General features: G+C 69.5%; 9 protein-coding genes. 1 reads left to right on the plus strand and 8 read right to left on the minus strand.

The window, feature by feature from the left end; genetic code table 11:
- Nucleotides 1-101: 101 nt before the first annotated feature.
- Genes AC1MLT_RS11620 through AC1MLT_RS11630 form a run of 3 tightly spaced genes read right to left on the minus strand, consistent with a single transcriptional unit; the run spans nucleotide 102 to nucleotide 5,829 of the window.
- Nucleotides 102-2,909 carry a ligase-associated DNA damage response DEXH box helicase gene (locus AC1MLT_RS11620; RefSeq protein ID WP_481032388.1) on the minus strand — a complete coding sequence of 936 codons (2,808 nt, stop codon included), beginning with the start codon at nucleotides 2,907-2,909 and terminating at the stop codon, nucleotides 102-104.
- On the minus strand, nucleotides 2,906-4,666 hold the full coding sequence (locus tag AC1MLT_RS11625; protein WP_481032389.1) for an ATP-dependent DNA ligase: 1,761 nt from the start codon (nucleotides 4,664-4,666) through the stop codon (nucleotides 2,906-2,908). Before AC1MLT_RS11625 ends, AC1MLT_RS11620 begins: the two co-directional genes overlap by 4 nt.
- Complete coding sequence (locus AC1MLT_RS11630; protein WP_481032390.1) at nucleotides 4,663-5,829, minus strand: ligase-associated DNA damage response exonuclease; 1,167 nt, start codon at nucleotides 5,827-5,829, stop codon at nucleotides 4,663-4,665. Before AC1MLT_RS11630 ends, AC1MLT_RS11625 begins: the two co-directional genes overlap by 4 nt.
- A 201-nt stretch (nucleotides 5,830-6,030) precedes the next feature.
- Between AC1MLT_RS11630 and AC1MLT_RS11635 the strand changes: the two genes are divergently transcribed.
- Nucleotides 6,031-8,103 carry a sensor domain-containing diguanylate cyclase gene (locus AC1MLT_RS11635; RefSeq protein WP_481032391.1) on the plus strand — a complete coding sequence of 691 codons (2,073 nt, stop codon included), beginning with the start codon at nucleotides 6,031-6,033 and terminating at the stop codon, nucleotides 8,101-8,103.
- Between the two features lie 31 nt (nucleotides 8,104-8,134).
- Here AC1MLT_RS11635 and AC1MLT_RS11640 read toward each other — a convergent pair whose 3' ends face one another.
- The 5 genes from AC1MLT_RS11640 to atpA all read right to left on the minus strand — a co-directional run bounded on the left by AC1MLT_RS11640 (nucleotide 8,135) and on the right by atpA (nucleotide 12,978).
- On the minus strand, nucleotides 8,135-8,383 hold the full coding sequence (locus tag AC1MLT_RS11640; protein ID WP_481032392.1) for a hypothetical protein: 249 nt from the start codon (nucleotides 8,381-8,383) through the stop codon (nucleotides 8,135-8,137).
- Nucleotides 8,384-8,614: 231 nt separating this feature from the next.
- Nucleotides 8,615-9,034 carry a F0F1 ATP synthase subunit epsilon gene (locus AC1MLT_RS11645; protein WP_481032393.1) on the minus strand — a complete coding sequence of 140 codons (420 nt, stop codon included), beginning with the start codon at nucleotides 9,032-9,034 and terminating at the stop codon, nucleotides 8,615-8,617.
- Nucleotides 9,034-10,449 carry a F0F1 ATP synthase subunit beta gene (gene atpD, locus AC1MLT_RS11650; protein WP_481034989.1) on the minus strand — a complete coding sequence of 472 codons (1,416 nt, stop codon included), beginning with the start codon at nucleotides 10,447-10,449 and terminating at the stop codon, nucleotides 9,034-9,036. The genes AC1MLT_RS11645 and atpD overlap by 1 nt, the downstream gene beginning before the upstream one ends.
- A gap of 46 nt (nucleotides 10,450-10,495) precedes the next feature.
- Nucleotides 10,496-11,371 carry a F0F1 ATP synthase subunit gamma gene (atpG, locus tag AC1MLT_RS11655; RefSeq protein WP_481032394.1) on the minus strand — a complete coding sequence of 292 codons (876 nt, stop codon included), beginning with the start codon at nucleotides 11,369-11,371 and terminating at the stop codon, nucleotides 10,496-10,498.
- A gap of 53 nt (nucleotides 11,372-11,424) precedes the next feature.
- Nucleotides 11,425-12,978 carry a F0F1 ATP synthase subunit alpha gene (gene atpA / locus AC1MLT_RS11660; RefSeq protein ID WP_481032395.1) on the minus strand — a complete coding sequence of 518 codons (1,554 nt, stop codon included), beginning with the start codon at nucleotides 12,976-12,978 and terminating at the stop codon, nucleotides 11,425-11,427.
- Nucleotides 12,979-13,021: the final 43 nt, after the last annotated feature.

Consider the following 13,021-nt stretch of genomic DNA (forward strand, 5'->3'; position numbering starts at 1 on the left):
GCAGCTTAAACGACGCCCGGCGCCCCCCGTGTGACGATTCGCAGCCGGTCGATGGCGACGCCGGTGCCGGCCGCTCCATGCGCGGGCCGGCATGCCGCCCCTCACAATGGCGGCAGCGGGCGCGAGGGCTTGCGGTCGCGCCGGCGTGGCCGGCCCCGCGCCGCGCGGGCCGCGGCGGCGGCGGCGGGTGTCCCGGGGGCCGGCGCCGGCTCGTCCGTCGCGTCCTCCGAGGCCGCCCGCCCGCCGCCCTCGCTGCCGCCCTCCTGGCCGAACGCCAGGCCGGCCTTCACTTGATCCATCCGATCCATCCGGTCCGTGCGGTCGGTGGCACCCGTCCCCAGCGCGATCGGAGCCTCCATCGTCACGCGCGAACCGGCATCGCCCACGCCCGCCTCGCCGCCGGCCGCCAGCTCCAGCTGCTCGACCATGCGCGCGATGCGGTCGGCCACGCTCTCGCTGGAGAGCTGCTCGCGGTAGCGCTCGATCATCAGCGGGAAGGCGAACGGCGTCGGTCGCGCCAGCGCATGGAGCGACAGCGTCTGCGCGTTCATGCGCGCCAGGCTGGCGCGTAGGCGGCCGATCTCCAGCTCCTGCGCCAGCAGCTCCTGTTCGGCCTGCAGCAGCAGCCGGTTCTGCGGGTCGTACTTGCGGAACACCTCCCAGAACAGCGACGAGGACGCCTGGAGCTGCTTGTTGCTGCGCCGCTCTCCCGGATAGCCCTGGAAGATCAGGCCGGAGACGCGGGCGATCTCGCGAAAGCGCCGGCGCGCCAGCTCGCCCGCGTTGAGGCTCTCCAGCACCTCGTGCAGCAGCGCCTGGCGCTCGCCGGCCTCGACGTCGGCCTGCGCCAGGGCCTGCTGCGCCTGCGCGTCGTGCCCGGCGTGCAGCATGCGCGGCAGCATGTCGGCCCAGTCGACCTCGGTCGCGCTCAGCAGTTCGAAGCCATAGTCGTTGACCGCGATGGAGAAGGTGCGCGGCGCATGCTGGGCGACGCGCCAGGCCAGCAGGCTGGCCAGCCCCAGGTGCACGTGGCGGCCGGCGAAGGGATAGAGGAACAGATGCCAGCCCTCGCGCGTCTTGAGCGTCTCGGCCAGCAGGGTCCGCGGCGTCGGCAGGGCCGACCAGCGCTGCTGCACCTCCAGCAATGGCCGCACGCAGCGCAGCTCGGGCGTGTCGTAATGGCCGGCCTCGGCCGCGGCCAGCTGATCGAGCACGGCGGCGGCCAGGGTCACCGACAACGGCACGCGGGTGCCGGCCCAGCGCGGCACCGCATGGCGCCGGCCGCTGGCGCGCCGCACCCAGGCCGTCATCTCGCGGATGCGCACCAGCTCCAGCAGCCGGCCGCCGAACAGGAAGCACTCGCCGGGCTTCAGGCGCGCGACGAAGCCCTCGTCGACGTGGCCCACGCGGGCGCCGCCGACGTACTGCACGCTCATGCTGGATTCGCTGACGATGGTGCCGATGTTGATGCGGTGCCGGCGCGCCAGCCGCGCATCGGGCACGTGCCAGACGCCGTGCTCGTCGGGCACGGCGCGGTGGTAGTCCGGATAGGCCTCCAGCGAGCGGCCGCCCTGGCGCACGAAGTCCAGGCACCACTCCCAGCTGTCGCGCGACAGCTGCGCGAAGGCGGCCGTGCCGCGCACCTCGTCGTAGAGCTCGTCGGCGACGAAGCCGCCACCCAGGGCCACCGTGACCAGGTGCTGGACCAGCACGTCGAGCGGCTGGTCGGGCGTGGCGCGCGACTCGATGTGCCCGGCCGCGACCGCCACCCGCGCCGCCGCGCCTTCGACGATCTCCAGGCTGTGCGTGGGCACCAGCGTGATGCGCGAGGGCCGCCCCGGCGCGTGGCCCGAGCGCCCGGCGCGCTGCAGCAGCCGCGCCACGCCCTTGGGCGAGCCGATCTGCAGCACGCGCTCCACCGGCAGGAAGTCCACGCCCAGGTCGAGGCTCGAGGTGCAGACCACGGCGCGCAGCTCGCCGCTCTTGAGGCCGGCCTCGACCCACTCGCGCACCGCACGGTCGAGCGAGCCATGGTGCAGGGCGATCACGCCGGCCCATTCCGGCCGCGCCTCCAGCAGGGCGCGATACCAGATCTCCGACTGCGCGCGGGTGTTGGCGAAGACCAGCGTGGTGGCGCTCGACTCGATCTCGCGCACCACCTGCGGCAGCATCGCCATCCCCAGATGGCCGCCCCACGGGAAACGCTCGGCCCGGCCGGGCAGCAGCGAGTCGACGACCAGGTCCTTCTTCACCTGGCCCTGGACCATGGTGCCGCCATCGTGGCCCAGCAGGGTGCGCATGCCCTCCTCCAGATTGCCCAGCGTGGCCGACATGCCCCAGACGCACAGCGCCGGGTTCCAGCGCCGCAGGCGCGCGAGCGCCAGCTGCACCTGCACGCCGCGCTTGTTGCCCATCAGCTCGTGCCACTCGTCGACCACCACCATACGCACCGTGCCCAGCACCTCGGCCGCGTCGGCGCGCGAGAGCAGCACCGACAGGCTCTCGGGCGTGGTGACCAGCACGGTGGGCAGTTGCCGGTTCTGCGCGCTGCGCTCGGCCGCGACGGTGTCGCCGCTGCGCGCGCCGGCGGTCCAGTCGGGCGCCAGCGCCTCGAGCGGCTGCCGCAGCGCCCGCAGCGTGTCGGCGGCGAGCGCGCGCATGGGCGTGAGCCACAGCACCGTGAGCGGCGGCGGGATCGTCTTCGCGTTGGCGCGCGTGCTCGACAGCGTCGCCTTCAGCGGAAAGGCCTTCAGCGCGCCGAGCCAGACGGCATAGGTCTTGCCCGAACCGGTGGTGGCGTGCAGCAGGCCGGAGCGGCCATCGGCGATGGCCTTCCAGACCTCCTTCTGGAACTTGAACGGCTTCCAGCCGCGCCCGGCGAACCAGTCCGTGAGATCGGCCAGCCTCATGGCACGGCCGGCAGCAGCGCCGCCAGCGTCTCCAGCGAGTCGGCCTCCTCCACCGGCTTGTCCTCGCGCCAGCGCAGCATGCGCGGGAAGCGCACCGCGATGCCGCTCTTGTGGCGCGTGCTGCGGGCAATGCCTTCGAAGCCGAGCTCGAAGACCAAGGTCGGCTTGACGCTGCGCACCGGGCCGAAGCTCTCGATGGTGGTCTTGCGCACCACGGCGTCGACGCGGCCCATCTCGGCGTCGGTGAGGCCGGAGTAGGCCTTGGCGAAGGGCACCAGTCTGCGCTCGGCGCTGCCGGGCGGGCCGTCCCAGACGGCGAAGGTGTAGTCGCTGTAGAGGCTGGCGCGGCGACCATGGCCGCGCTGGGCATAGATCAGCACGGCATCGATCGACAGCGGGTCGATCTTCCATTTCCACCAGGTGCCGACGTCCTTGGTGCGGCCGACGCCATAGTGGGCGTCGCGCTGCTTGAGCATCATCCCTTCCACACCCATCGAGCGCGCCGCCTCGCGCTGGCGCGCCAGGTCGACCCAGGTGGCGCCGGTGAGCATCGGGCTCTCCAGCAGTTGCGGATGACGCAGGTCGAGGATCAGGCGGTCGAGCAGCGCGCGGCGCTCGCGCTGGGGCGTGGCGCGCAGGTCGCGGCCTTCCCATTCGAGCAGGTCGTAGCCCAGCAGCACCACCGGGATCTCGCGCAGCAGCTTGGCACCCAGGGTCTTGCGGCCAAGCCGGCGCTGCAGCTCGGCGAAGGGCTGCACGCGGCCCTCGCCGATGCCTTCCTTCATGTCCTTGTTGAAGTCGGCGCTGGCCTCGTCGAGCGCGCCGATGGCAGCGCCGGGCACCGGGTCGGCGACCGGCGCGTCGCCGCGCCAGACCACGATCTCGCCGTCGATCACGGTGCCGTCGGGCAAGGCCTGGCCCATGGCGGCGAGTTCGGGAAAGCGGTCGGTGACGAGTTCCTCGCCGCGCGACCACACCGACACGGCACCGGCGCGGCGCACGATCTGCGCCCGGATGCCGTCCCACTTCCATTCGATGATCCAGTCCGCCGGCGACCCGAGCACGGCATCGAACTGCTCGAGCGGCAGGGCGAACGGATGGGCGAGGAAGAACGGATAGGGCTGGCCGCTGGTCTTGCGGTCGAGCTCGCCATCGCTCTCGGGCGCGATGAGCGCGGCGTAGTCGGCCGGCGTGGGCTGCCCGGCGATGTGCGTGTAGCCCATGAGCCGCTGTGCCACGCGCTTGGCGTCGACCTCGCCGACGGCCGCCAGCGCCTGCGTCACCTGCAGCCGCGAGACGCCGACGCGGAAGCTGCCGGTCATGAGCTTGAAATACACCAGGCGCTCGTCGGCGGCGAGCTGGCGCCATTGCGCGCGCAGCACGTCGGGCAGGGTCTCGGGCGCGCTCTTGCCGAGAGCCCGCAGCGGCAGCAGGTGCCGCTCGACCCACACCGCCAGGCCGAGCTCGTGCCCTTCGGTGGGCGGCGGCAGCAGCAGCGCCAGGGTCTCGGCCAGGTCGCCGACGGCGTCGTAGCTCTCGTCGAACAGCCATTCGGGCAGGCCGGCGGCCTCCTGGGCCATGGCGCGCAGCAGCTTGGTGGGCACCAGCTGGCGGGGCTTGCCGCCGGCCAGGAAGTAGACCGCCCAGGCGGCATCGGCCGGCGCCGCGGCACGCAGGTAGGCCCGCAGGGCGGACTGCTTGGCGAGGTTGGAGGTGGTGGCGTCGAGTTCGCGATACAGCGCGGCGAAGGCCTTCATGGCGTCGTTCCCGTCGCCGCGTCGGTCGCATCCACCGCATCCGACGCATCCGCCGGAAGGCCGGCGGCGGCGCCGTCGGACGCGCCGGCTTTCCGCGCGCCCGTGGCCTCGTCCGTCGGCATCGCGCGATCGGCCACGTCGTCGTCGCCATACTCGGTCTTGAAGCCCTGCGCCTCCAGTCCGTTCTCGTTGAGCCAGCGCACCAGGATGGCGACGCTGCCGTGCGTGACGAAGATGCGCTCCGCGCCGGTGCCGGCGATGGCCTTCTGCAGGCCGGGCCAGTCGGCATGGTCGGACATCACGAAGCCGCGATCGACGCCGCGCCGGCGTCGCGTGCCGCGCAGCTGCATCCAGCCGCTGGCGAAGGCATCGACATAGTTGCCGAAACGGCGCATCCAGGGCGTGCCCTGCGCCGAGGGCGGCGCCAGCACCAGCGCGCGCTTGAGCATCTGCGCATCGACCCCGGGGTCGCTGACGCGGAAGGTCGGCGGCAGCGCCACGCCGGCGGCGCGATAGACGGCATTGAGCGGCTCGACCGCGCCGTGCACCACGATCGGCCCGATGGAGGCATCGACACCATGCAGGATGCGCTGCGCCTTGCCGAAGGCATAGCACAGCAGCACCGAGGCGCGGCCCTCGTCGGCATTGCGTTGCCACCAGGCGTTGATGTCGACGATCAGTTCGGCCTGGGTCGGCCAGCGGTAGATCGGCAGGCCGAAGGTCGACTCGGTGATGAAGGTGTCGCAGCGCACCGGTTCGAAGGGCGTGCAGGTGCCGTCGGCATCGGTCTTGTAGTCGCCCGAGGCGACCCATACGCGCCCGCCATGCTCCAGCCGCACCTGCGCCGAGCCCAGCACGTGGCCGGCGGGATGCAGCGAGATGCGCACGCCGTTCTGCTCGATCGCCTCGCCATAGCCCAGGGTCTGCAGATCGATGCCGGCGCCCAGGCGGGTGCGCAGGGTGCCTTCGCTGTCGGTATGCGCCAGGTAGTGCGTGTGGCCGGTGCGTGCGTGATCGGAGTGGGCGTGCGTGATGACGGCCCGCTCGACCGGTCGCCAGGGATCGATGTAGAAGTCGCCGGGCGGGCAGTAGAGGCCTTCGGGACGGGCGACGACGAGGTCGCCGGGACGCGACTTGTAGGAGACGGGAGGCGCTTCGGTCATGACCGGACATCCTAGGCCGACCGGGTCCGCGCCATCCGTTGCGGGACCGCGAAGTGCTGTGCGTTCCAGCCTACGCGGGGCTCTCGTAGCCTGTTAGTACTTTAAGGTTCAACTGTAAAAAAGCTTCAGAATGGTGATCCCACCACCCGCCTCGTCGCCAGGCATGCTGCCGATCCACTCGCGTCTTCCCCACGGCTTTCGATGACATCACGGGTTCCCCTGGCTGCGCGACGCTCCCTGTCGGCGCACCCGCTGCGCCATGCCTTCGGTTCGCTCAAGTTGCGCATCACGCTCGGTGGCATCGCCGCGCTCGGCCTGAGCATCGCGCTGACCTCGCTGCTGCTGGTCAATCGCGCCGAACGCGCCACGCTCGCGACCGAGCGCGAACACGAGCTGGCCGAGTCGGTCCGCACGGCGGCGCTGCTCTCGCGTCGCGTGGTGGCGCTCCAGCAGGCCCTGGCGTCGGTGGTGCCGCAACTGGACGCCGCCACGCTGGCGAGCGATGCGGCATTGCGCCGTTTTATCGAGAACCAGCCCTACCTGCGCACGCTGTTCCCGATGATGTTCGTCGCCGATCCGCAGGGCGGCGTGCCCATGTATGCGGACGACAAGGTCATCGGCCCGCAGAACGGAAACCTGGCCGACCGCGGCTATTTCCAGCGCACCCTGGTCGAGCGGCGGTCGCAGATCTCCGGCGTGGTGCGCAACAAGCTCACCGGTGAGCCGGTGGTCGTCTTCACGCAGCCGGTGCTCGAGGCCGGGACCGTGCACGCCGTCGTCGGCGGGATCCTGCGTCTGGCCAACCGCGATCTCATCGATGGTCTGGTCGAGGCGCAGGACGAGAACGCCGCTGCGGCGACGCTGGTCGTGACCGACACCCGGGGCCTGATCCTGGCGCATCCGGATCGCCAGCGCGTGATGGGCAACCTCGCCCAGGACCCTCGACTCGCGCGCGCCTTCGAGGCCTGGCGGGCGATCGGCTCGCCGGTCGAATCGCAGGGACTGGTGATCGAGCAGCCGGACGAGCTGGTCAGCGTCTCGGGCGTGCCCGGACCCGAATGGCTGGTCTGGCGCGTGCGCAGCGCGGCCCTGCTGCTGACGCCGCTGCACGATGCGCGCCAGGATGCGTTGCGTGCCGCGGTCGGGCTGGTGGCGTTGTTCTCGCTCGGCCTGCTGGCGCTGCTGGGCTGGCTGCTGAGGCCGCTGACGCAGCTGCGGGATCGCGCCCGGCATCTCTTCGATGGCACCCTGGCGCCCCAGGAAGGCTGGCCGGTGGCCGGCGGCGAGATCGGCAGCCTGGTCGACGTGCTGCGTCGCGTGGGCACCGAACGCCTGCAGCTGGAGTCGCGCAACGCCGAGGTGCTGGGTCAGCTGCGCTCGGTCATGAGCGCGGCGCCAGCGGGCATCGCCATCGTCCGCGACGGCCGTTTCGAGCTGGTGGGCACGGCCTTCCGCCGCCTGTTCGGGTTCGACACCGATCCGCCGCCGGGCACCGACGATCCCCTGCTGCGCCAGCCGGTCCATCGCATCTTTCCATCACCGCTGGACCCGCCGGTCTTCGCCGCGCTGGAGCAACAGGCGTTCGCGGACCAGCGCACCTACATGGGCGAATGGCAGCTGCAGCGCGGCGACGGCAGCTGCTTCTGGGCCCGTCTGCACAGCAAGCCGGTCGATGCCGACGACCGCTCGCGGGGCACGATCTGGATCGTCGACGACATCGACGAGGCCCATGCCGCGCACGAGCACCTGAAGTGGAGGGCGACGCACGACGTCCTCACCGGCCTGGCCAACCGCAGCGTGTTCGCGCAACGCGCCGGCGAGCTGGTCACGGCGTTGCCCGATGCCCGGCCGGCGGCCATCGTCTTCATCGACCTCGACCATTTCAAGCCGGTCAACGATCTCGCGGGCCACGGCGTGGGCGACCTGATGCTGCTGGCCGTCGCCAAGGCCATGACGTCCTGCGTGCGGGCCAGCGATCTGGTGGCGCGCATGGGTGGGGACGAATTCGCGCTGCTGCTCGACGGCTGCAGTCATGACACGGCGCTGCGCATCGCGCACGACGTGCGCGATGCCATCACCGCGATCGAGATGCCCTGGAACCGGGGTACGCTGACCGTCGGCGCGAGCCTGGGCGTCGCCAGCCTGACGGCGCAGGTCCGCGACACCGCGCAATGGCTGGGCGCGGCCGACGCCGCCTGCTATCTGGCCAAGAACACCGGCCGCGGCATCGTGTGCTCGGCCGTCGAGCCGGTCGTCGACACCCCGCCGGCCTGAGAGCGGGCCACGCGGGCGATCGGACGAGGGCTCAGCCAGCGTCCTTCAAGGCCCGCTTCGCCTTGTCGGCCGAGTTCTGCGACCGGTTCTTGTGATAGCCCGACTTGACGTTGTTGACGGCCTTGCCGACCGGGCCGCTCTTCTTGGCGGCGCTGTCGGCGCGCTTCTCGTCGATCTTGTGCTTGGCGGCATCGGTGGCCTCGGAGGCCGCCTTGCCGATCTGGGCCTGGGCGGACACGACGGCGAACGAAGCGATGAGGAGAGCGAGCATCTTGCGCATGGGATTCTTCCTGTCTGCGGGTGGTGGGCAGGCCGCCATGGTCGCAGCACGCGGTCGGAAGCGCCGTCAGCGGGCGGCGCGACCGGCGTCCCGGCCACTCTGGAGGACGCCACCCCGAGGAAGAAGGAGGCCGGAAGCATCCGGCCATGAAAAAACCGCCCGAAGGCGGTCTTGCAGGAGGGGAGCCGACGCGGTGGCGGACACGACGTCCGCCCCACGCGCCCGCGAACCTCACTTCTTCTGGCGGAACTTGCGCAGCGCGGCCAGCTGGGCGGCCATGACGGCCAGTTCGGACTGCGCCATGGCGATGTCGATGTCGCTCTTGGCGTTCTTCAGGGCTTCCTCGGCGGCGGCCTTGGCCTTGCTGGCCTTCTCGTCGTCGAGGTCCTTGCCGCGGATGGCGGTATCGGACAGCACGGTGACGGCATTGGGCTGCACTTCCAGGATGCCACCGGCCACGAAGACGAATTCCTCGCCGCCGTCGGCCATCTCGATGCGCACGGCACCGGGACGGATGCGCGTGATGAGGGGCGTGTGGCGCGGATAGATACCGAGCTCGCCGGCTTCGCCGGGCAGCGCAACGAATCGGGCCTCGCCGGAGAAGATCGACTCCTCGGCGCTGACCACGTCGACGTGAATGGTGTTGGCCATCAGGCGACCTTCTTGGCCTTCTCGAAGGCTTCGTCGATGGTGCCGACCATGTAGAACGCCTGCTCGGGCAGGTGGTCGGCTTCGCCGTTGACGATCATCTTGAAGCCACGGATGGTCTCGCTCAGCGGCACGTACTTGCCGGGCGAGCCGGTGAAGACCTCGGCGACGTGGAACGGCTGCGACAGGAAACGCTGGATCTTGCGCGCGCGGGCCACGGCCAGCTTGTCGTCGGGAGCCAGTTCGTCCATGCCCAGGATCGCGATGATGTCGCGCAGTTCCTTGTAGCGCTGCAGCGTGTTCTGCACGGAGCGGGCCACGTTGTAGTGCTCTTCGCCGACCACGTTCGGGTCGAGCTGGCGCGAGGTCGAATCCAGCGGGTCCACGGCCGGGTAGATACCGAGCGAGGCGATGTCGCGCGACAGCACCACGGTCGAGTCCAGGTGGGCGAAGGTGGTGGCGGGCGACGGGTCGGTCAGGTCGTCGGCGGGCACGTAGACGGCCTGGATCGAGGTGATCGAGCCGACCTTGGTCGACGTGATGCGTTCCTGCAGGCGGCCCATCTCCTCGGCCAGCGTCGGCTGGTAGCCCACGGCCGAAGGCATGCGGCCCAGCAGCGCGGACACCTCGGTGCCGGCCAGCGTGTAGCGATAGATGTTGTCGACGAAGAACAGCACGTCACGGCCTTCGTCGCGGAACGACTCGGCGATGGTCAGGCCGGTCAGGGCCACGCGCAGACGGTTGCCCGGGGGCTCGTTCATCTGGCCGTAGACCATGGCCACCTTCGAGTCCTCGAGCTTCTCGAGGTTCACGACGCCGGAGTCGGCCATCTCGTGATAGAAGTCGTTGCCTTCGCGGGTCCGCTCGCCCACGCCGGCGAACACCGACAGGCCCGAGTGCGCCTTGGCGATGTTGTTGATGAGTTCCATCATGTTCACGGTCTTGCCGACGCCGGCGCCACCGAACAGGCCCACCTTGCCGCCCTTGGCGAACGGGCACACCAGGTCGATCACCTTGATGCCGGTCTCCAGCAGGTCGGTCGACGGCGAGAGTTCGTCGTAGGCCGGCGCCTTGCGGTGGATCGAAGCGGTCAGCTCCTGGCCGACCGGGCCGCGTTCGTCGATGGGCGCGCCCAGCACGTCCATGATGCGACCCAGCGTCGCCTTGCCCACGGGCACGGTGATGGGGGCCTGGGTGTTGGTGACGATCAGGCCACGGCGCAGGCCGTCGGACGAACCGAGCGCGATGGTGCGCACCACGCCGTCGCCGAGCTGCTGCTGCACCTCGAGCGTCAGCGCGCTGCCTTCGAACTTGAGGGCGTCATAGATCTTGGGCATCCGGTCGCGCGGGAATTCCACGTCGACCACGGCACCGATACATTGAACGATCCTGCCTTGCACTGCATTGTCTTGAGCCATCATCTGCTCCAATTGATTTTTGAATCTGGTTGAGGACGTCTGGGACTCAGACGCCGGCGGCCGCTGCGGCGCCCGAAACGATTTCCGACAGTTCCTTCGTGATGCCGGCCTGACGGGTCTTGTTGTAGACCAGTTTCAACTCGCTGATCACGTTGCCGGCGTTGTCGGTGGCCGACTTCATCGCCACCATGCGCGCCGACTGCTCCGAGGCCATGTTCTCGGCCACGGCCTGGTAGACCAGCGATTCGACATAGCGCACGAGCAGCTCGTCGATCACGCTCGCGGCATCGGGTTCGTAGATGTAGTCCCACGACATCTGGCCGGCCTCGACCTTCATCGAGTCGGCGGCGAGCGGCAACAGCTGCTCGACGACCGATTCCTGCTTCATCGTGTTGATGAACTTCGTGTAGCAGAGATAGACGGCGCTGAGCTTGCCCTCGGCATAGGCGTCGAGCAGCACCTTGACCGGCCCGATGAGCTTGTCGAGGTGCGGCGTGTCGCCCAGCTGCGTGACATGCGACACCACGCGGGCGCCGATGCGGTTGAGGAAGCCCAGGCCCTTGTTGCCGATGGCCACCGCCTCGATGCCCATGCCGTCGGCCTGGTGCTCGCGCAGCTTGGTCGTCAGCGCGCGCAGCACGTTGGTGTTCATGCCGCCGCACAGGCCCTTGTCGGTCGTCACCAGGATGAAGCCCGCGGCCTTGACCTCGTTGGTCTTCATGAAGGCGTGCGTGTACTCGGGATTGGCCTGCCCGAGGTTGGCCGCCACCTGGCGGATCTTCTCGCTGTACGGGCGGGCGGCGCGCATGCGCTCCTGCGCCTTGCGCATCTTCGACGCGGCCACCATTTCCATGGCCTTGGTGATCTTCTTGGTGTTCTCCACCGATTTGATCTTGCCGCGAATTTCCTTGCCGGCTGCCATAGATGCTCCTTAGACGGGGGTGGTCACGAATGCCATCGTCGATGCCGACGGCATCAGGCGAACGACTTCTTGAAGGTCGTGATGGCGGCGGTCAGTTCGGCTTCGGCGTCCTTGTCGAGCGCCTTGGCCTTCTCGATCTTGTCGAGCAGGGCGGCATGGCTGGTCTTCAGGAACTGGTGCAGGCCGTGCTCGAAGGACAGGACCTTCTTGACTTCCAGGTCGTCCATGAAGCCCTTGTTGACCGCGAACAGCGTCGCGCCCATCAGCGAGATCGGCAGCGGGCTGTACTGGGCCTGCTTGAGCAGTTCGGTCACGCGGGCACCGCGGTCGAGCTGCTTGCGGGTGGCTTCGTCCAGGTCCGAGGCGAACTGCGCGAACGCGGCCAGCTCACGGTACTGGGCGAGGTCGGTACGGATACCGCCCGACAGGCTCTTGATGATCTTGGTCTGCGCCGACGAACCCACGCGCGACACCGAGATACCGGCGTTGATGGCGGGCCGGATGCCGGCGTTGAACAGCGAGGTCTCCAGGAAGATCTGGCCGTCGGTGATCGAGATCACGTTGGTGGGCACGAAGGCGGATACGTCGCCGGCCTGCGTCTCGATGATCGGCAGCGCGGTCAGCGAGCCGGTCTTGCCCTTGACCGCACCCTTGGTGAAGGCCTCGACGTAGTCGGCGTTCACGCGCGCGGCGCGCTCCAGCAGGCGGCTGTGGAGATAGAACACGTCGCCGGGATAGGCTTCGCGACCCGGCGGGCGGCGCAGCAGCAGCGAGACCTGGCGATAGGCGACGGCTTGCTTGGACAGGTCGTCATACACGATCAGGGCGTCCTCGCCGCGATCGCGGAAGTACTCGCCCATCGTGCAGCCGGAGTAGGCCGAGACATACTGCATGGCGGCCGACTCGGATGCCGAGGCGGCGACCACGATGGTGTAGTCCATCGCACCGGCCTGCTCCAGCGCGCGCACCACGTTCTTGATCGACGAGGCCTTCTGGCCGATCGCGACATACACGCAGGTGACGCCCTGACCCTTCTGGTTGATGATGGCGTCGATCGCCACGGCGGTCTTGCCGGTCTGGCGGTCGCCGATGATCAGCTCGCGCTGGCCGCGGCCCACGGGCACCATGGAGTCGATCGACTTCAGGCCGGTCTGTAGCGGCTGGTCGACGGACTTCCGGGCGATCACGCCCGGCGCGACCTTCTCGATGACGTCGGTCATCTTGGCGTTGATCGGGCCCTTGCCGTCGATCGGCTGACCCAGGGCGTTGACGACGCGGCCGATGAGCTCGGGGCCCACGGGCACTTCCAGGATGCGGCCCGTGCACTTGACGGTGTCGCCTTCGGAGATGTGCTCGTACTCGCCCAGGATCACGGCGCCGACGGAGTCGCGCTCGAGGTTCAGCGCCAGGCCGTACGACGGCGTGCCGTCGGCGGTGGCGGTGAACTCCAGCATCTCACCCTGCATCGCATCCGACAGGCCATGCACGCGCACGATGCCATCGGTCACGGACACCACGGTGCCCTGGTTGCGAATGTCGGAGCTGACGCCGAGGCCTTCGATGCGGCTCTTGATGAGTTCGGAAATCTCTGCGGGATTGAGTTGCATGACTCTTTCCTTCTTTCAATAAATGGGGCCGACCGCCTCGCCG

It is taken from the genome of Variovorax sp. PEI5, assembly GCF_056679935.1.